Consider the following 19,208-nt stretch of genomic DNA (forward strand, 5'->3'; position numbering starts at 1 on the left):
ATGAATAATCCGGGTTATAGGGCCGGAGCCGGCACACGAATCCTCCATACTTTCACAGCCAGTGGTGGCTTTGGGCTGCCGATCGGCCTGAGAGCTTAACCCTAGCACCGAACATACCGGGCGAAACAATAAGGACTAGCCACTTGCCTCGTACTAACGACCACGACTCACACCTCGCCCCGATCGCGCTTTTCGTCCCTAGCCTTCTTGGTGGTGGCGCACAGCGCGTCTTCGTCACATTGGCCAACACGCTCGTCGATCTGACCCCCCACCCTATCCACCTGGTGGTCATTCGCGACGGAGGCGACTTTTGGTACGAGGTTCGTCCTGAGGTCAGGATCGTCAACCTGGCCACGAACCGCATGAGGCGCACACTTCCGGCGCTCACTCGCTACCTTCGAGCTGAGCGCCCTCAGGCTCTATGCTCGACGCTCTCCTACTGTAACGTGGTCGCGATCCTCGCATGGCGGCTGGCCGGGCGCCCAGGTCGGCTGCTCGTACGAGAGGCCAACGTCGTGCGGAAGGAGGAGATCCTCAGGCGTCTTCTCATGCGGATAACGTACCCCTATGCGACTCATGTCATCGCGCTATCGCCTGAGCTCCGTTCAAACATCCTCGACGCCAACGTCTCGGCAGATGACAAGATCCGGACCATCGGCAACCCAGCTCTTAATGTCCAGGCTGACCCAGGCAGCGCCGCAACACCTGATTTTTTACCGCACTCGAACACTCGGTTCATTTGCGCGGTCGGAAGCCTAACCTATCAGAAAGGTTTTGATACCCTTCTGAGTGCATTCGCTCGGCTCAGCGACACCACCCTACACCTAGCCATTTTGGGTGAGGGAGAGCTTCGCGCAACACTAGAGCGACAGATCGCTGATTTAGGTATCGCTGACCGTGTCCACCTCCCAGGCTTCGTGACACGCCCGACGGATGTCGTTCAGCACGCATCGCTTTTCGTCTTGTCCTCTCGATGGGAGGGCTTCCCCAACGTTCTGCTTGAGGCCTTAGGGACGGGGGTTCCGGTGGTCGCGACCGATTGCCCCGGTGCCAACCGTTCCATCCTGCGAGATGGCGAGTTGGGACATCTAGTTAATCCGGACGATCCGGATGCTTTAGCCGACTCGATCTCGGAAGCCTTGGCGCGCCCCCGGGCCACCCAGGTTGAACGGCAGGAACGCGCTCAGGAGTTCGCGGCACCGAAGATTGCCTGCGAATATCGCGACCTATTCGGCATCGCCCGTTAACCTCAGCGATAACGCCTGCAAGAGCAGTCTCATTCTAGGACGTTTTTGTCTGAAGCTCTCAACCCGCGCTCGAAGTTATTAGATACCTTAAATAAGGCGAAGCTGTAGAATTCGAGATTACGTAAACGAATCACTGCATCGAACCAGCCAACACCTCAGGCAGAAATTGTCTATGCTTTACATATTACTGTACCTAGCGCTTGCCCTACCTGCGCTAGCTTTCTCCTGCCCCAACACAGGATTTAGAGAGAACCAGGCAGTGGTGCAGCTGCGTTTTGTGGTTTTCATGTATCTCGTTGCTATGCTCGCCGTGATCGCGGGCATGCGCGATGGCATTATTTTTGATTATGGCACATATGCTTCCGTTTTCGACACCCTCCCCCAAGCGATAACCACCCCCGCTGATTTCATTACGTTCTATTTTTCCGAGTTCAAGATTGAACCCCTTTCACTTGTCATATCTTATTTGGGCAGCCTCTTGGGCGGCGAGCGGTTTGTCTTTTTTGCCTTCGCCTCGTTGACGCTCGGGATTCTCGGGTATGCAGCGCTCCGGTTAACGCCTTACCCATTCATCGCGCTCCTTTTTTATTTTAGTAACTACTTCTTCTTTTTGCCGATGGCGCAAATAAGAAGTGGCCTAGCGTACTCGTTACTCGCCGTAGCGGCTTTACTGCTTATCAATCAAAAGACCCTCAAGTCGTTCTTTTTTTTCGCAGCTGCGACCGCAGCACACTTTAGCGCACTAGTTTTTGTGGTCGTCTACTTCTGGCGCAGATATGAAAGTGTATGTCGCCACTCTCTTCTTATCCTTCTTTCAAGCGCCGCGATTGGTTTTTCTGGAGTCGGTGAATACGTGGTACTGACCGCATACCACCTACTCGGAGAACCCCCATTTCTTTACTCATATATTCTTGGTCACCGCTCTGAAGGCGCCCCACTGCTAAATCTTGGTCTTTACCAGTCTCTGGTAGTACTTCTTATTGCTGCGCTCTTTTACAGAAAACCACCTCCTCACGACACGACTCTACATTTTCTAATCGCAATAGTTACGATCGGCTGTGCGTTACGGCTAGCCTTGTTCGACTTCCACCAACTAGGCGCCCGGCTTGCTACGGCATTCTTGTTCTTTGACGCTTTTCTGCTAGGGTACTTGCTTACTGCTTTTCGGCCGCGCCTTTATGCGGCGATCATCGTCACCGCCGCCTGCGGACTTATTTTTCTTTATAATTACCATTACTTGCAACTATCTGAAGGGTATAAGACTTGGCTTCTCACCTCTCTTTAGAAGCGATCGCATTGCTCTTTGTCCAAGAAATCTCTTCGGTCCAGCGTACCCCAGCGTACTTCTGTCGTATATCTGGGAGTTCCGTAGTGGCCTCGATCGTGGTAAGGCACTCATAACTCCCAATATTCTGGCTCTACATTTAGCGATACCTGTAAAGACGGCTCGTCGGCACAGTAGACATACCTCTCGACTCTACCACAGTATCAGAGAGGCCAGTTATCGTTGCCAGCGTTTGGAATTTAACCGACGACCAGGCCGAGTACTTTTTTCGGTAACTCCTTCTCCATAACTACGGGTCGATGCACCATGAAACAGAAGTCTCAAATTATCGCAAACCTGGTCACTAAATACTTACCTAGCGATTATAAAGGGCGTACACCTGTTATTTTAGACGTCGGATGCGGGGATGGCTCCACAGTCCGTGACCTAAGGAACGAGGGATATGACGCCTACGGTTGCGACGTCGAGTTCAAGAACAAAGCTGACTTAGCTCGGACCGAACTCCTTGAAAGAGGGTACGTCAGGCAGATAGGATCTGGCGCCAATCAACAACTTCCTTTTAAAGACAACCAAGCTGACTTGGTGTATAGCGACCAGGTTATTGAGCATGTCGAAGATCTCGACTCTTTTTTTCAGGAAGTGGCTAGAGTTTGCAAACCGGAGGGCGTCTCTTTCCATTATTTCCCTTCCAACAACAAGCCACTTGAGCCTCATGTTAACATTCCTCTAGCGACAAAAATACAAAACAAAAAATGGATTCATTTCTGGAAGCACATGCCGGTACCAAACATCCCACGGACCGAATGGGGTCGCCGCGGTGTCGACTCCATACACAACTATCTTCACCATAAGACTCATTATCGAACAAGTCCCCAGATTTACAACCTAGCGCTTACATACTTTCAGAATGTTTTTTGGGACCCTGACACACTGCTGCGATCGATGAACTTCCGCAAGACGGCACAAATGATTAGGGCTGTTCCTGGCGGCCCATGGCTCTTCAACGCCCTATGGTCTAAGATCCTTGTCTGCAAGGAGCCGCTGTGATGTCGAGGCAAACCTTTTACCAGCACCAGATTCCATATAATAACTGGTATTAATTAGAGAATGACGCCGCCAAATTATGATAACGGTCACATATGTTGTATCGAGCCTGCCCCCATCCGGCCCCACCACACAGTTACTTCACCTGCTGCATAACCTTGAACGTGATCGGTTTACACCCAGCCTCATCGTTTTATCACCTGAGCGCAGCAATCGGTCCGTGCGCTCCGAGATTCCCTCTGACGTGACGGTCCACTCGCTTAATCTGGGTAGGCTATCGGCTCTCGGTCGTGGCCCACGCAAGCTCTATCGGATCCTCAAAGAACTCGATCCGCAAATCGTTCATACAAGCGGAGCGCGCCCTGATAGCTGGGTCTCGCGCCTGACTGGGCAATGGTGCCACCTAGCCACTATTCGCAATGACCCGGCCCAAGACTACCCTTCCCGCTTTGGGGCACTCCCCGGCAGAGCGCTTGCATTCTGGCACCTACGGGCCCTGCGGCGCCTGCACAAGCCGGTAACGTGCTCTTCGGAGCTTGCCCGTTTATACTCTCGAGAGTACGGCATTTCAGCCCAGGCCATTCGCAACGGCGTAGATACCAACTATTACCGGCCTGGCGAAGAGGTACGAAGCGAGCAACCAGGTTTTGTTTGGGTTGGATCACTCATCCCTCGCAAAGAACCGAACCTAATGCTGGACGCTTTCCAGCAGGCGTTCCCCCGCGAGGTTTTCGGGCCATCATCCCCCCACCTTTCGATCCTCGGGGATGGGCCGCTCAGCCACCAGCTCGCCTCCGAGGCCGATCACTCCAGCGTTTGTTTGACTGGTGCCGTCGACAACCCTCTTCCTTACTACCAAACCGCTTCTTGGTTCGTGAGCACCTCACGCAGTGAGGGCCTCCCGAATGCTGTTTTAGAGGCTCTAGCCTGCGGCGTCCCGGCACTACTGAGCGACATCCCGGCTCATCGAGAGATCGCAGAGTACGCTGGAGAGGCGGTACGCCTGGTGCCAGAGCAAGGTACAGACGCTTGGGCTGAAGCCCTCCAGACTGCCGCATCGGATCCTCATCTTCCCGAACGACGTCACACTGCTCGGAAAGCCGCAGAGCAGCACTTTTCTGCTAGGGCGACGGCACAGCAGTACATGGCTCTCTACGAAGATTTGGTTCAGCAAGGGCCCAAGTCATGACGCAATTCAACGTCTTAGAACGTCGCATCGCGCGGCTCCTTACGAGCGCTCCACGAGCTAAGGCTGCCGCAAAGGCGGCCTGGCAACGCTGGTCGTACCTGCTGAACCGGCCCAAGTTCCACCGCTCGTGCCACTACCCCATTCACTCCCTGGGACATCCCGATTCAGCTTCTTTCTTCGGTTATTACGATCACAGTCCGGCGTCACCGGATAGCCGGCGTCTGCTCTGGCACGAGACCAACGCGGATACCGCCCGCCCCCCTTGGTGCGCCTCCGCCATCGACATCGTACTCGCGGATCACGAAGGCACCCCGCTGAGCCGATGGCCCACCCGCGCCTTCAATTGGCAGCAAGGGGCCCGGCTACAGTGGGTCGATTCGCAAACCTTCTTGTACAACGACTTCGACACTTCCGAGCAACGCTACGTCGCGCGGCTGCGCAATAACGAGGGGCGCTGGCTGCGTGATTTAAGCAAGCCCGTCTACGACGCCTCGGCCCAATCTGGGCTTGCGGTTTCCATCAACTTCGAGAGGCTCGCGCAACTGCGCCCTGACTACGGCTACTTCGCTCGCTCGAACCATGCCCAGATCCCGATGCCCTCAGACGACGAGGACGGCCTATGGGTGGTACCACTTGAAGGCACCACCCCGGAGCTTGTCGTCTCGTTGTCCTCGCTTGCGGAAAAGTCCGACCTTAAGGGGGATCAACACAAGGTCAACCATCCGATGCTGGACCCCTCGGGCCAGCGCTGTGTTTTCCTCTATCGGGTTTTCGAGCACGGACGGCGGCACGACAGCCTCTGGCTGCTGGATCTTGCGACCGGGGCCCTTACCCTCCTTGTAGACACTGGCATGGTGAGCCATCTTGTCTGGTACGATGCCGACTGGCTTATCGGCTACATGCAGGCCCGAGACGGGAGAGACGGCTACTACTGGCTGGACCGATCCGGCCATCTGCAACCTCTGTCAGAACGCAGACTAGATGAGCACGGAGACGGTCACCCCTCCGTATACGGTCGTTGGGTCATCACCGACTCGTATCCCGATAAGGCGCGCCTACAGCACCTGCGCCTACTCGATCTGGATACCGGAAGCGTTGAGCATTTGGGCGCTTTCTTCCACGGCTTCCGATACGCGGGGCCACAACGCTGTGATCTCCACCCTCGCTTTTCAGCCGACGGTCAAGCGGTTTTCCTGGACTCGGTCCACGAGGGCCACCGACGTCTTTACTGCATGAACCTAGCACACCATCAACTCGAACAATCGAGAGAAACCGCAGCCTGACACCTCCTCCCGCTTGTCGGTAGGTGTAGGCACCCAGACTTGGTTTTAATACATGCCTGTGCGCAGTATGCGATGCTTCGGTAGCGTGACGCTGCCTCCATTTTGAAAGTTTGATTCGCATAAGAACCCTGCGCACCGTAGAAGCCGACCCTCTATGCAATCAGATATCTCTGTTTTACTTGCTACTTATTTCGGTGACTCTCCAGCCTTTTTAAATGAATGCCTCGAAAGCCTCAAGCATCAGACCTTACCTCCCAATGAGGTCATATTGGTCGAATCAGGCGCGCTTACGCCGCCCCAGAGAGAGGTCATTGAAGAACAAAAGAAAAAAATCCCACTGCGCCAAGTAATTCAAGAGAAAAACAAAGGCCTCGGTGCTGCTCTAGCCGAAGGCCTGAAGCACACGCGATGCACATGGGTTGCCAGAATTGATGCTGACGATATTGCTTTCACGGATCGACTTGAACGCCAAGCAGAGCACCTGATTAAAAACCCAAGCATTGACATTCTAGGTGGATCCGCAGTAGAGATTGACCACGAAGGAAACATCGGGAAAACTAGGACAATGCCAAGAAAGCACAAGGAAATTGCTGAAAAGATCTGGGCATGTCCGGTTATCCACCCTAGCGTCACTTTCCGGCGAAAAAAAATTTTAGAGGCAGGAAACTACAGCCCGAATTTGCCGAGAGGCCAAGACTACGAGTTATGGTTCCGCGCATTGCATAACGGACTAAAGTTCGAAAACCTCGCGGACCCCGTAGTATATTACCGCTTTTCTCAAGAAAACATTCGACGCCAGCCCCCCCGTGAGTGCTTCATCCAGGGGCAAATTGGCTGGCGTGGCTGCCGCACGCTAGGTTTACCCTTATGGCAGCATATAGCGGTTTGGTATCCATTTCTCCGAAGCCTGCTCCCTCTTCCTTTAGCGGAAGCGGCATATCGGTTTTCGCAGAGGATTGATCCGCGATTTGCTGGTTCAGCACCAAACCACAGCGGAGACAAATAAGCACTGCCGAAATGATAAAAATGTTGCGACCTGCGTGATCATCTTCATCACCCCGTGGGCCCGACCGAAGCTCTTCTGTTGTCGGGCCACCTTCTCGAAGCGTCGTCGGGCGTGGGCGATGCAGGCGACGAAGCTCAGCCCCGGCTGGTACTCGAGGGTCTCGGTGACCTCCAGGTCGATCTCCTCAAGCGGCCCGTAGTGCTGCTCAAGCTAGGCCAGATCCTCCGGCTTGTAGTCGTGCCGGCTCGGCTGGCGCGGCAGGTGCGACGGCCAGACGAAGCGGCCCCGCTCCAGGCGCTTGTAGAGCAGCACGAAGCCCTGGCCATCCCAGTACAGGGCCTTGAGCTTGTCGCCGCCGCGATTTCGGAAGACGAAGAGCTCGCCGCTGAGCGGGTCGCGCCCGAGCGCCTCGACGACCGCCACGGACAGGCCGTCGAAGGACTTGCGGAAGTCCACCGGCTCGAGGGCCAGGTGAATCGGAGCCGAGCCCGCGGCGCTCTCCTGCGGCGTCTCCCCAGCATCGGCCGGCTGAGCCGAACCCCCGCGTCGGGCCCACTCGGGATACCGGCTCAGGCCTCGATAGACGGGTTAGGCCGGACGCGTACTAGCGTGGAGAAGTCGAGCTCGCGGACCCAGTCCTCGCGCACATACTCGACGAGCAGCTCCCGGACCATCTCCGGCTGGGAGAAGAGCCGCTTGTAGCCGGGGTCGTGCTCTTGCGCCGTCATGGCGGTCTCCGTCCGCTTACCGCAGGTCCGCGTCAAGGAGGGCGTGTCGCGGCCCGTCGCGTGGCATTGGTGGTACCACGGGATCTAGCAAGGACAACTGCAAGATCTGTACGGCGGGCTCGGAACCGCGCGCCTAACCGCGTTGCACGCGGTGTTGTACGCGCCATGGTTTGTGCTGATTGTAAGTGCCGCTTACAATCAGCACATGATTCCGAGGCACGCCCAGGCCACGCTCGAGCAGCTGGCTGCCAGCTTCCCGGTGGTCGCCGTCACCGGGCCCCGCCAATCCGGCAAGAGCACCCTCGTCCGGGCGCTCTTTGCGGACCGTCCCTACACCTCCCTGGAGGACCCGGATCAGCGGGAGTTCGCCACCGACGACCCGCGCGGCTTCCTCGCCCAATTTCCGGGGGGTGCTGTTCTGGACGAGATCCAGCGCTGCCCGGCGCTGTTCTCCTACCTGCAGGGACGTGTCGACCAGAGCGGCCGGCTCGGTGAGTGGATCCTGACCGGCTCACAGCAGTTCGGGATGGTCTCGGCCGTGACCCAGAGCCTGGCCGGGCGAGTCGGCATGCTGGCACTCCTGCCGTTCGCGCGCGACGAGCTCCTTGCCGCGCAGCAGCTGCCGGAGCAGCTCAACGAGGCGCTTGGGCGGGGCGGCTACCCGCCGATCTACGACCGCCCCGTGGAGCCCGCCCTCTGGTACGGCTCCTACGTCCAGACCTACCTTGAGCGCGACGTCCGTCAGCTACTCGGCGTCACACCCCTCCAATCTCTACTTTTGGCGCGATCGGTCCGGGCGCGAGGTCGATCTCGTGATCGAACGCGGCGGTCGCCTGCAGCCGGGCGACGTGCCGAAGATCCGCTCGGACAACATCAACCTGGCCCGGGATATCGGCTACTGCCCGCGGGTCAGCGTCGAGGAGGGATCGTGTTCTTTCCTTTGGGCAGCACCTAGTTTAGTCTATCTGACTAAACTTAACGTAAACACTAGCGGGGCTCCATGACAGAGACCGTCAACATCCATGAGGCCAAGACCCACCTCTCCCGCCTCCTCGATAAGGTCAGCCAGGGGGAGTCGGTCATCATCGCTCGATCGGGCCAACCGATCGCGCGCCTATCCCGTTTTGAGTCACCGCAGCCTGGAACCAGTGAGCGCATCGGCTTCCTGAAGGGGCAGATCGAGGTGCCTGACGACTTCGACCGGCTCGGTGGGCAAGCGATCCTCGACGCCTTCCAGGGAGAGGATCCGGATGCATCTGCTCCTTGATACCCACATCCTGCTTTGGGCAGCAGCGGACTCCCCGCGGCTACCTCAGCAAGCGCGAGACCTCCTCCTCGATCCGGACTATCAGCTCGCCTACAGCGTTGCGAGCCTGTGGGAGATCACCATCAAGCGCGGTCTCGACCGTAGTGACTTCCGGGTGGAGCCTTCCGTGCTCCGGCGCGAGCTCTTGGAACACGGCTACGAGGAGTTAGCGATCCGTGGCGCCCATGCCCTCGCCGTAGGCAGCCTACCGGACCTCCATAAGGATCCCTTTGACCGCATGCTGATCGCGCAGGCCGGTGTCGAGGGCTACACGCTGCTGACCAGCGATCATCAGCTCGCGCAGTATCCGGGGCCTATCCGTACCGTCTAGATAGAGCCAGGCCTCGACGAGTTCGAACCCAAGCACGATCCCGGCTACAAGCGGATCTTCTCCCATCCGGAGATGGTCCGGGAGTTGCTCGTCGAGTACGTGCGCGAGGACTGGGTCCGCGAGCTCGACTTCTCCACGCTGGAGAAGCAAAACGGCTCCTACGCCACCGAGGACTACCGCGACCGGCACGACGACGTGATCTGGCGGGTGCGCTGGGGCCAGGACTGGCTCTACGTCTACCTGCTGCTCGAGTTCCAGAGCGAGGTCGACCGCTTCATGGCGGTGCGCATGATGACCTACGTCGGCCTGCTCTATCAGGATCTCATCACGCAGGGCAAGCTCACCGACGAGGGGCGGCTGCGTCGCGAGTTCGCCCTCTGGGTGCAGCGCGTGCTGCTGCGCCGGTAGAAGAAGCGCGCCTTCAGTTTCTGACTCGAATCGCTGAACAGGCGCGAAGCCGCCGCGGCTCTGGGGGCACCCTCTCCTTTCCCGGTGCGCGGGTGGTGCGCGATACTGGCCGATTATAGCTGCGGTGCCGGAGCCGAGCGCGCATGGGCGATCTGGATCACGCGGACATCCTCTATCTCAGGCGCAACCACCCCGCCTGGCGGCTGCTCGCTGCCGAGACCGCGCCGCTGGTCATCGGCTTCCTACACCGGGCCTTCATCGCGCCCAACGCCCGCGCCATCCCGGAGACGGAGCTGGAGACGCAGCTCGACGACTACCTCTACGCCCTGCGCGATCGCGCGGATGAGGACCCTTACCCGCGCCCGGCCCGCGAGTACCTGGCCGAGTGGGCGGGCGACGAGCGCGGCTGGCTGCGCCGCTACTACCCCGCCGGCAGCGACGAGCCCTGCTACGACCTGCTGCCGGCGACCGAGAAGGCCATCCACTGGGTCGCCGAACTCGAGCGGGGGCGGCAGTTCGTGGCCACCGAGTCGCGTCTGCGCAGCGTCTTCGACCTGCTGCGCGAACTCATCCATGGCGCCGAGACCGACCCCCAGGCTCGGCTGCAGGAGCTTGAGCGCCAGCGCGCCGAGATCGACGCCGAGATGAAGCGCCTGCGCGCCGGCGAGGTGGCGCTCATGGACCCGGTCCGCCAGCGCGAGCGCTTCCTGCAGGCCGAGCAGACCGCCCGCGGGCTGCTCGCCGACTTCCGGCAGGTGGAGCAGAACTTCCGCGATCTGGACCGGCAAGTGCGCGAGCGCATCGCCATGTGGGAGGGCAGCCGCGGCGAGCTGCTCGAGGAGATCTTCGGCGAGCAGGACGCCATCGCCGACTCCGACCAGGGCCGCAGCTTCCGCGCCTTCTGGGACTTCCTCATGTCCCCAGTGCGGCAGGAGGAACTGACCGAGCTTCTGGAGCGCGCCCTTCACCTGGAGACGGTCCAGGCCCTGGACCCGGACCCGCGCATCGGCCGCATCCACTACGACTGGCTCGAGGCCGGCGAGACCACCCAGCGCACGGTGGCCCAGCTCTCCCATCAGCTGCGGCGCTACCTCGACGACCAGGCCTGGCTGGAGAACCGCCGGATCATGGACCTGATCCGGGAGATCGAGCACCACGCCGTGGCGGTGCGCGACGAGCCGCCCCGGGAGGCGCTCATCGAGCTCGACGAGGCCTCGCCGCGGGTGGAGCTGCCCATGGAACGGCCGCTGTTCACGCCGCCGTTCCGGCCGCAGCTCGCCGACCAGGTGGTCGCCGCCGACGGCTCCGACGTGGACGCCTCCGAGCTCTTCGAGCAGACTTACGTGGATCGCGACCGGCTGCGTCGGCGCATCCGCCGCGCCCTGCAGGAGCGTCGGCGCGTGGCGCTCGGCGAACTCCTCGCCGAGCATCCGCTGGAGCAGGGCCTGGCGGAGCTGGTCACCTACCTCGCCATCGCCACCGACGAGGCGCGCGCGGTGGTGGACGAGACTCGCACCGAGGCGGTGACCTGGACGGAGCCGGAGACAGGCCGACAGCGCTGCGCCCACGTCCCCGCCGTCACCTTCCTCCGCAGCAGCCCCAGCGACCCAACCGCAGGAGCCCAATGACCGAGCACGACGACCCCGACACCGCCACCCGCCCGCACACGGCCCAGCCGCTGGAGGGGCACGCCCCTGCCGCGTCCGGTTCCGTCGGCGCCTGGGGCACGACTCCCGGCGACGAGCGCCTCTCCCAGCTGCTCGTCCACCTCTTGCGGGGGGTGCTGCATCGCGACAGCGCCCCGCAGCGGTGGCAGCACCTGCTTGACCTTCAGGCCCGGGTGCGGGACTACGTCGGCGTCCTCGGCCTGGAGCTGGTGCTCGACGAGGGTGAGGGCTACGCCTACCTGCGCCAGCGCCCGCGCGACGAGGACGACGACAGCCTGCTGCCCCGGCTGGTGCCGCGTCGCCAGCTGAGCTACCCGGTCAGCCTCCTGCTCGCGCTGCTGCGCAAAAAACTCGCTGAGCACGACGCCGGCGGCGGGGACACACGGCTGATCCTGACGCGGGAGCAGATCGTGGACCTGATGCGCGTCTTCCTGCGCGATACGGCCAACGAGGCGCGCCTGCTCGACCGCATGGACAGCCATATCCGGCGCGTCGTGGAACTCGGCTTCCTGCGCCGGCTGCGCGGCGACGAAGAGCGCTACGAGGTGCAGCGCATCCTCAAGGCCTTCGTGGATGCCCAGTGGCTCGGCGAGTTCGAGGAGCGCCTGCGCGCCTACCGGGCCCACGCCGAGGGGCGCGACCCCTCGGAGCTGGCCTCGGGCGGCGCCGGCGACGGCAACACCTTCGGCCCAGACCGCGGCGACAGCCCCGGCGCGCCGGCCGAGACCAGCCCCGAGCCTGAGCGCTGGCCCGCATCGAGGTGACGCCACCCATGAAGCTGCAAGAGCTTGACCTGGCCCCCGTTTCCGAGCGCACCGGCTTCCGGCTGCATCGCGCGGAGCTCTACAACTGGGGCACCTTCGACGGCCGCGTCTGGTCCATGGCCCCGGGCGGCGAGAGCGCCCTGCTCACCGGCGACAACGGCTCCGGCAAGTCGACGCTGGTGGACGCGCTCACGACGCTGCTGGTACCCGCCCACCGCATCACCTACAACAAGGCCGCCGGTGCCGAGGGCCGTGAGCGCTCCCTGCGTTCCTACGTGCTCGGCCACTACAAGGCCGAGCGCGAGGAGACCGGCGGCAGCGCCCGCCCGGTGTCCCTGCGCGACGAGCACAGCTTCTCGGTCATCCTCGGTTACTTTTTCAATGAGGGCTACGGGCACGGCGTAACCCTGGCCCAGGTCTTCTGGCTCTCGGGCTCGGGGCAACCGGAGCGCATGCACGTGATCGCCGACCGGGACCTGACCATCGCCCGGGACTTCTCCGACTTCGGCCACGACATCAAGAACCTGCGCAAGCGCCTGCGCGAGGCGCCGGATATCGAGGTGCACGACACCTTCCCGCTCTACGGGGCCGCCTTCCGCCGGCGCTTCGGCATCGAGGGCGAGCAGGCGCTGGAGCTGTTCAGCCAGACGGTGTCCATGAAGTCGGTGGGCAATCTGACCGACTTCGTGCGCAGCCACATGCTCGAGCCGGAGCCGGTGGACGAGCGCATCGACGCCCTCATCCACCATTTCGACGATCTCAGCCGCGCCCACGAGGCGGTGATCCGCGCCCGGGCCCAGATCGAGGCCCTGGAGCCGCTCATCGCCGATGCCCACGAGCACCATCGCCTCAGCGCGGAGGCCGCCTCCTGGCGCGCGGCGCGCGAGGCCCTGGAGCCTTGGTTCGCCGGCATCGAGGCGCGGCTGCTCGAGGAGCGCCGGCAGAGGCTGGATGAGCGCATCCGGCGCTACGACGAACGCATCCGCCGCCTCGACGAAGACCTCACCGGCCAGCGCAGCCAGCGCGAGGAGCTCCAGCGGGCCATCGCCGAGCAGGGCGGCGACCGCCTGGAGGCCCTGGCGCAGCAGATCGGCGAGCACCAGCGCGAGGCGGAGCGGCGCCGGCGCAATGCCGACGCCTACAACGCCCTCGCCGAGCACCTCGGCCTCTCCCGAGCCGACGAGACCGATACCTTCCTTGCCAACCAGCAGCGCCTTGCCGGGCTACGCGAGGACGCCGAGGCGCGGCTGAGCGAGCGCCAGAACGAGCGCACCGAGCTGGAGGTCAGCTTCCGCGAGCTGCGCAGCCGCCACCAGGAGCTCGAGCAGGAGCTGGAGTCCCTGCGCGCCCGGCGCTCCAACATCCCCGCCCGGATGCTGGAACTGCGCCAGCACCTGTGCAAGGAGACCGGCCTGGACCCGGACGAGCTGCCCTTCGCCGGCGAGCTCATCCAGGTCCACGAGGAGGCGCGCGACTGGGAGGGGGCCGCCGAGCGGCTGCTGCACAACTTCGGTCTTTCGCTGCTGGTGCCGGACCGGGACTACCCGCGCGTTGCCGAGTGGGTGGACCGCACCCACCTGCGCGGCCGGCTGGTCTACTACCGGGTGCGGGAGCGCCAGCAGCGGTCGCCGGAGCTCCACCCGCACTCCCTGGTGCGGGCCCTGGCCATCCGGCCGGACTCGGGCTTCTACACCTGGCTGGAGGCCGAACTCGCCGAGCGCTTCGACTATGCCTGCTGCGACGATCTGGACACCTTGCGCCGCGAGCAGCGGGCGGTGACGCGCGCCGGTCAGATCAAGAGCGGCGGCTACCGCCACGAGAAGGACGACCGCCACGGCATCGACGACCGCTCGCGCTTCATCCTCGGCTGGTCCAACGAGGCCAAGATCGCGGCCCTGGAGCGGCAGGCGGCGGATTACCAGACGCGCATGCAAGAGCTGGCGGACCGGATGAGCCGCCTGGAGCAGGAGCTGCGCAGCTGGCAGGAGCAGATCCGGGCGCTGGACAAGATCGAGGTCTACGCCGACTTCCAGGAGCTGGACTGGCACAGCGTGGAGGCCGAGATCCAGCGCCTGGAGGCGGAGCGCGAGCGCATCCAGGCCAGTTCCGATCGGCTGCGCACGCTCCAGGAGCAGCGCGACGGCGTCGAGGCCCGCATCAAAGAGCTCGAGCAGCTGCTGCTCAAGGAGCGCGACGAGCGCAGCCGGCTGGCCGATCGCAGCGAGCGCACCGCCGAGGCACTGGCCAGCGCCCGCGAGCGCCACCAGGCGGCCACCGAGACGCAGCGCAGCGAGGCCTTCCCGCTGCTCGACGGCATCCGCGAGGAGGCGCTGGCGGAGCAGTCGCTGACCGTGGAGAGCTTGGCCAACGCCCAGAGCGCCGTGCGCGGCTGGGTGAGCCGGCACATCGACAACGTGGAGCGCAACCTGCGGCGCCTGGCGGACAAGGTGGTCAGCGCGATGGCCGACTTCCGCCACCAGTGGCCGCTGGAAGCGCAGGAGATGGACGCCCGGGTCGAGGCCTACGGCGAGTACGCGGCGCTGCTCGACGGCCTCAAGAGCGACGACCTCCCCCGCTTCGAGCGCCGCTTCCGGGAACTGCTCAACGAGAACACCCTGCGCGAGATCGCAAACTTCCAGGCGCACCTGCACCGGCAGCGCCAGTCCATCCGCGAGCGCATCAGCACCATCAACCGCTCGCTGCACGGCATCGACTTCAACCCGGGGCGCTACATCGAGCTCCTTGCCGACCCGACTCAGGATGCCGAGATCCGCGACTTCCAGAACGACCTGCGCTCCTGCGTCGAGGGCTGGGTGGACGACGACGGCGAGGCCTCCGAGGCGGAGTCGGAGGCGCGCTTCGCCCGCATCCGTGCCATCATCGAGCGCCTGCGCGGCCGCGAGGGCACCGCCGAGGCGGACCGACGCTGGCGGCGCAAGGTCACCGATGTGCGCAACTGGTTCACCTTCTCGGCGGAGGAGCGCTGGCGCGAGGACGACGCCCCCTACGAGCACTACACCGACTCCGGGGGCAAGTCCGGCGGGCAGAAGGAGAAGCTGGCCTACACCGTGCTCGCCGCCAGCCTGGCCTACCAGTTCGGGCTCGACTGGGAGCGGCAGCGCTCGCGCTCGTTCCGATTCGTGCTCATCGACGAGGCCTTCGGCCGCGGCTCGGACGAGTCCGCCCGCTTCGGCCTGGAGCTGTTCCAGCGCCTGGGGCTGCAGCTATTGGTGGTCACGCCGCTGCAGAAGATCCACATCATCGAGCCCTACGTCGCCAGCGTCGGCCTGGTCAGCGCCCCGGACGGGGCGCACTCCAAGCTGCGCCACATCCCCATCGACGAGTACCGGGCGGAGCAGGCCGACCCCGGGGCCGGCCGGGAGGTGGACGGTGCACACGGGGGCCGGAGCGAGACCCCGGCGGCGCGGGCGCGGGCGGCGGATGAGGGCACCGCTTGAGGCGCTGGAGTACGCCGGAGGCCGTCCGTGAGCGACTGGAGCGGCTCTGGTCCCGCGGCACGCTGCTCGCCGCCCGCGTGCCCACGGCCGAGGCCCCAGAGCCCTTCCCGGTGGAGGTCAGCCTTACGCGCCCGCGGACCCATGAGATCAACGAGGACCTCGGCGCCGTGGCCGACTGGGCCGACGGCCTGCGCCGCGGCAGCCGCGAGGGCCGGGGCTTTGGCTACGACCTGCGCTGGCAGGCGCAGCGCAACCGCGTTCACGGCCGGCAGGAGCTGCCCACCGCGGCGGTGGTGCCCTGCGCGGAGGACGCCCTCAAAATTCTGGGGCGACGCCGCGAGGCGGCCGCCTTCGATGCCGTCGCGAGCGCCACCGCAGAGCAGGCCGCGGAACTGCTGCCGTGGCTCGCCCGGCGGCCGCTGACTGCTCTGGAGCACGCGGAGGACTGGCCAAAGCTGCTCGCCGTCTGCGCCTGGTTCCGCGACCACCCTCGCCCCGAGATCTACCTGCGCCAGCTCGACATCCCCGGCGTTGATACCAAGTTCATCGAGTCTCGGCGCCGGCTCCTCGGTGAACTGCTCGACCTTGTGCTGCCCGCCGAGGCGGTGGATACCCGCCACACCGGGGCCCGCGGCTTCGAGGCCCGCTACGGCCTCCGGCAGGCGCCGACGCGGATACGGCTGCGGCTGCTCGACCCGGAGCTGGCCATCCGCGGTCTGACCGATCTCGCCGTACCCGTCGAGGAGCTCGCCCGTCTGGACCTGGCCGCCGATACGCCGCCGCTGCGCCAACTGCTGATCACCGAGAACCAGGCTACCGGCCTGGCGCTACCACCGGTGCCGGGCACGGCCGCGATCTTGGGTCTCGGCTACGCGGTCGATGCCCTCGGCGCGGTGCCCTGGCTGGAGCGCGTACCCATCGCCTACTGGGGGGACCTGGACCGCGATGGCTTCGCCATCCTCGACCGGCTTCGGGGCGTCTGGCCGCACGCTCGCTCGCTGCTTATGGACCGTGCGACCCTGGCGGCCCACCGGCACCTGTGCGTCCCCGACCCGCGCGGCGCCGCCAGTGCCGCGCCCCCGGAGCGGCTCACCCACGAGGAGGCGGCCACCCTCGCCGAGTTGCAGGCCGGAGACGCGGAGGCCGGCCCCCTGCGGCTGGAGCAGGAGCGCATCGGTATGGGGTGGGCGGAAGAGCGGATCCGGGGGGATAACCAGGCCACACTGTCATGAACTGAGCGAGGTCTTTCTTAGGGAGAGCTATCCAGCCGCCAAGGATTGAGGATCTCTACGCCGATTCCCGCGAAATCCGGCTCGTTGCGGGTGGCAACCGCCAGACCGCGGCTGCGGGCCACGGCAGCGATCTGCCCATCCGGGGCCGACAGTGGCCGGCCCTCCCGCCGCCGCGTCGCCATGATGCGCCCGTAGTGGCGAGCGGCCCGTTGATCGAAACCCAGTATGCGCTGTGCGAACGCCGTATGGATGAAGGTGTCGAAGCGCTCACGCAGGTCTTCGCGGCGTTGCCCATCAGGCATGGCGCAAAGGCCGTACTCGATCTCGGCGATGGTAATCGTGCACAGGTACAACGAGCCGCTACCCGTGCCATTCAGCCACTCGATCACCGCCGCATCCGGCCGCGGGCGCATCATCTCAGAGACGACATTCGTGTCAAGCACGATCATCGTTCCGGCGCACATGGCTCGTGCGGGTCATGGCCTGGGAGTTCAAGTTCTACGCCATACTTCGGGCCGAACGTAGCCTGAGCGAGATCGCCCAGGCGCTCCGGCTCCGAGACCGCCGACCGCAGGATGCGCCGCGCCTCCTCCTCCATGGATATGCCATGCCGGTCTGCTTGGGCGCGCAAGCGCTCGATCGTCTCTTTATCCAAGCGGCGGACGCTGATGCTGCTCATAGCCTGTCTCCTCGCGAACCCCTCAAGTGCTAGCACATGATAGCACTTTAGAGACGGTAACCTAATCATGCAGCGCTTCGGCGACATCCCGTACCAGCTCGATGAGGCGATCCACCACGAGACCTTTTCGGGGCTGCTGCAGATGAGCCGTAACGCGCTCCACGCCAGAGCGCTGGTGCGAGTTCGCTGGCGAGGAGGCCGCCGGACCGCGGCTGATCTACTCAGACATCGCGGGCTCGAATCTGGGCGCGTAACTCCTCCTGCCCCACGAGAACCGAGGGATCTGTCTCGCCTTGCGCCTCCCACCGAGTATGCGCCGGCTGGGCTTGATTTGCATGCACCTCTGCTTATATATTGAATCATGCATGAACACAAGCCATGGCAAAGAGGTGATCATGGTTGAAGATGAACGCAGCACCCTGGACCGTGGGGACGCCCGCGCCGTCTCGCTGATGCGGTGGTTCGTCGGCGTCGCCGTGCTCGGCTGGTTGGTCAGCGCTTTCCTGAGCGTCATACACTTCTGGGCGTTGCCGCAGATCCCCGAGGGCGCCGACCTCGCCGGCAGCCTTGAGGTGATCACGAGCGACTGGGGGTATGTCGCCGGCATACCGCTGGCAACGCTCGGCGCCGTTTATTACCTCGCGACGATCGCGATGGCGGCGTGGTGGTTTGAGACCCGGCACCCGGCGATCATCAAGGCGCTCACGCCCGTAACAGCCTCCGGCGTGCTGGCCTCGGCCTATTTCGTCTGGCTCCAGCTCGTCCCGATCGGCGAAATCTGCCCGTTCTGCATGGTTTCGGCTGGGGCCACAGTGGTGCTGTTCGCCCTTGAGCTGCGCGTGCTGCGCCGCATCCAGACACCCGATACCGGCGAAGTTCTGTATGAGCTCGCCCGGCTTGCCCAAAATAGCGAAACCCTCGCGCGCGCGTCCTATGCGGCGGCGTTCGCGGGCGCGACGTTGTTCGTGACCTGGGCGGCCACATTCGCCCCCGTACCGGGAACATAGGCGGAAGGCGAACTGGCGGCGCTACGAGCTTGCCCCGTCTTGGCATGCCCGCGCCGCAGCCGGCGCGCTCGATGCGGGCCCGCGATGCCTCTGGCGAGGCCGCCGGCCTTCGCAGCCCCCTGACGGGCCGGGCTTTGCGCTGCAGCGGGGGGTGCTGCGGATAGGCCGAAGTGTTCACATTTGAGTGCTCGTCAGCGTAATCCACAACGTTGCTGTTCAATGCCTTCCTAGGCCCCTCTCCCACACCCGCACCGAACCCGCACTCCACGCCGTTTGCCCTTGCCCTTCTTCCCGCTCCGTGGTTGGATAACGGGTTACACCGGAGTTCGACGCTAGGCGGGTCGCAGCACATGGCGTGACCGTCAGGGCGGTAGCGTGCCTGGCATCCCGGGGTATCTTCGCCAAGGCATCTCCAGCTCTGTTACTAGGTGGTTAACCCCCCTAGCCGTCAAGCTAGAGTCGCCGCCACCACCGGCAACGCGTTGGGGCGCCGCTGTTAGGAACCGACTAATCAGGTCTACCACTACCGTCATCTCCGGGGCGTTAGCCCAGGGGGGTCCCTTCGCGGATCGTC

At 63.5% G+C, this 19,208-nt stretch carries 18 protein-coding genes and 1 pseudogene; 15 read left to right on the forward strand and 4 right to left on the reverse strand.

All coding sequences use genetic code 11. The features are described 5' to 3' along the window. Positions 1-143: 143 nt before the first annotated feature. The 6 genes from LRA98_RS11570 (at position 144) to LRA98_RS11590 (ending at position 7,054) form a co-directional block, all read left to right on the forward strand. On the forward strand, positions 144-1,247 hold the full coding sequence (locus tag LRA98_RS11570) for a glycosyltransferase (RefSeq protein ID WP_238634081.1): 1,104 nt from the start codon (positions 144-146) through the stop codon (positions 1,245-1,247). Between the two features lie 259 nt (positions 1,248-1,506). Continuing rightward, a complete protein-coding gene (locus tag LRA98_RS11575) occupies positions 1,507-2,532 on the forward strand; it encodes an EpsG family protein (RefSeq protein WP_238634080.1) in 1,026 nt (341 codons plus the stop codon). A gap of 285 nt (positions 2,533-2,817) precedes the next feature. Then, positions 2,818-3,579, forward strand: coding sequence for a class I SAM-dependent methyltransferase (locus LRA98_RS11580; protein WP_338018557.1), 762 nt, complete (start codon positions 2,818-2,820; stop codon positions 3,577-3,579). Positions 3,580-3,655: 76 nt separating this feature from the next. Continuing rightward, a complete protein-coding gene (locus LRA98_RS13230; protein WP_443134950.1) occupies positions 3,656-4,765 on the forward strand; it encodes a glycosyltransferase in 1,110 nt (369 codons plus the stop codon). Beyond that, positions 4,762-6,048: a glycosyl transferase gene (locus LRA98_RS11585; RefSeq protein ID WP_238634078.1), complete on the forward strand. Its 1,287-nt coding sequence runs from the start codon at positions 4,762-4,764 to the stop codon at positions 6,046-6,048. The genes LRA98_RS13230 and LRA98_RS11585 overlap by 4 nt, the downstream gene beginning before the upstream one ends. A gap of 154 nt (positions 6,049-6,202) precedes the next feature. Beyond that, on the forward strand, positions 6,203-7,054 hold the full coding sequence (locus tag LRA98_RS11590) for a glycosyltransferase (protein ID WP_238634077.1): 852 nt from the start codon (positions 6,203-6,205) through the stop codon (positions 7,052-7,054). Positions 7,055-7,264: 210 nt separating this feature from the next. On the opposite strand, the gene tnpB is transcribed toward LRA98_RS11590, so the two are convergent. Continuing rightward, on the reverse strand, positions 7,265-7,627 hold the full coding sequence (tnpB, locus tag LRA98_RS11595; RefSeq protein WP_338018558.1) for an IS66 family insertion sequence element accessory protein TnpB: 363 nt from the start codon (positions 7,625-7,627) through the stop codon (positions 7,265-7,267). Beyond that, on the reverse strand, positions 7,624-7,782 hold the full coding sequence (locus tag LRA98_RS11600) for a hypothetical protein (RefSeq protein WP_443134951.1): 159 nt from the start codon (positions 7,780-7,782) through the stop codon (positions 7,624-7,626). Before LRA98_RS11600 ends, tnpB begins: the two co-directional genes overlap by 4 nt. 205 nt (positions 7,783-7,987) lie before the next feature. Between LRA98_RS11600 and LRA98_RS11605 the strand changes: the two genes are divergently transcribed. The 8 genes and pseudogenes from LRA98_RS11605 (at position 7,988) to LRA98_RS11640 (ending at position 16,948) form a co-directional block, all read left to right on the forward strand. After that, a complete protein-coding gene (locus LRA98_RS11605) occupies positions 7,988-8,737 on the forward strand; it encodes an ATP-binding protein (RefSeq protein WP_238634075.1) in 750 nt (249 codons plus the stop codon). 45 nt (positions 8,738-8,782) lie between these two features. Next, positions 8,783-9,049 (forward strand): type II toxin-antitoxin system Phd/YefM family antitoxin, encoded by a 267-nt coding sequence (locus LRA98_RS11610; protein ID WP_238634074.1) that lies wholly within the window; start codon positions 8,783-8,785, stop codon positions 9,047-9,049. After that, positions 9,033-9,419 (forward strand): type II toxin-antitoxin system VapC family toxin, encoded by a 387-nt coding sequence (locus LRA98_RS11615; protein ID WP_238634073.1) that lies wholly within the window; start codon positions 9,033-9,035, stop codon positions 9,417-9,419. The genes LRA98_RS11610 and LRA98_RS11615 overlap by 17 nt, the downstream gene beginning before the upstream one ends. Continuing rightward, positions 9,420-9,779 (forward strand): annotated as a pseudogene (locus LRA98_RS11620) (Rpn family recombination-promoting nuclease/putative transposase); the annotation flags it as partial. A 191-nt stretch (positions 9,780-9,970) separates the two neighbouring features. Continuing rightward, positions 9,971-11,455, forward strand: a complete 1,485-nt coding sequence (locus LRA98_RS11625; RefSeq protein WP_238634072.1) for a DUF3375 domain-containing protein — start codon at positions 9,971-9,973, stop codon at positions 11,453-11,455. Further along, positions 11,452-12,258, forward strand: coding sequence for a DUF4194 domain-containing protein (locus tag LRA98_RS11630; protein ID WP_238634071.1), 807 nt, complete (start codon positions 11,452-11,454; stop codon positions 12,256-12,258). The genes LRA98_RS11625 and LRA98_RS11630 overlap by 4 nt, the downstream gene beginning before the upstream one ends. 8 nt (positions 12,259-12,266) lie before the next feature. Next, positions 12,267-15,716, forward strand: a complete 3,450-nt coding sequence (locus LRA98_RS11635; RefSeq protein ID WP_238634070.1) for an ATP-binding protein — start codon at positions 12,267-12,269, stop codon at positions 15,714-15,716. After that, positions 15,713-16,948 (forward strand): DUF3322 domain-containing protein, encoded by a 1,236-nt coding sequence (locus LRA98_RS11640; protein ID WP_238634069.1) that lies wholly within the window; start codon positions 15,713-15,715, stop codon positions 16,946-16,948. The genes LRA98_RS11635 and LRA98_RS11640 overlap by 4 nt, the downstream gene beginning before the upstream one ends. A 17-nt stretch (positions 16,949-16,965) precedes the next feature. Here LRA98_RS11640 and LRA98_RS11645 read toward each other — a convergent pair whose 3' ends face one another. Then, a complete protein-coding gene (locus LRA98_RS11645; protein ID WP_238634068.1) occupies positions 16,966-17,391 on the reverse strand; it encodes a type II toxin-antitoxin system VapC family toxin in 426 nt (141 codons plus the stop codon). A 2-nt stretch (positions 17,392-17,393) separates the two neighbouring features. Beyond that, on the reverse strand, positions 17,394-17,627 hold the full coding sequence (locus LRA98_RS11650; RefSeq protein WP_238634067.1) for a FitA-like ribbon-helix-helix domain-containing protein: 234 nt from the start codon (positions 17,625-17,627) through the stop codon (positions 17,394-17,396). 365 nt (positions 17,628-17,992) lie between these two features. Between LRA98_RS11650 and LRA98_RS11655 the strand changes: the two genes are divergently transcribed. Beyond that, the gene (locus LRA98_RS11655) at positions 17,993-18,634 is read left to right on the forward strand and encodes a vitamin K epoxide reductase family protein (RefSeq protein ID WP_238634066.1); all 642 of its coding nucleotides are present in this window, start codon (positions 17,993-17,995) and stop codon (positions 18,632-18,634) included. The last annotated feature ends 574 nt before the right edge of the window (positions 18,635-19,208 follow it).

It is taken from the genome of Halorhodospira sp. M38 (assembly GCF_022227985.1).
Classification (GTDB): Bacteria; Pseudomonadota; Gammaproteobacteria; order Nitrococcales; family Halorhodospiraceae; genus Halorhodospira; species Halorhodospira halophila_A.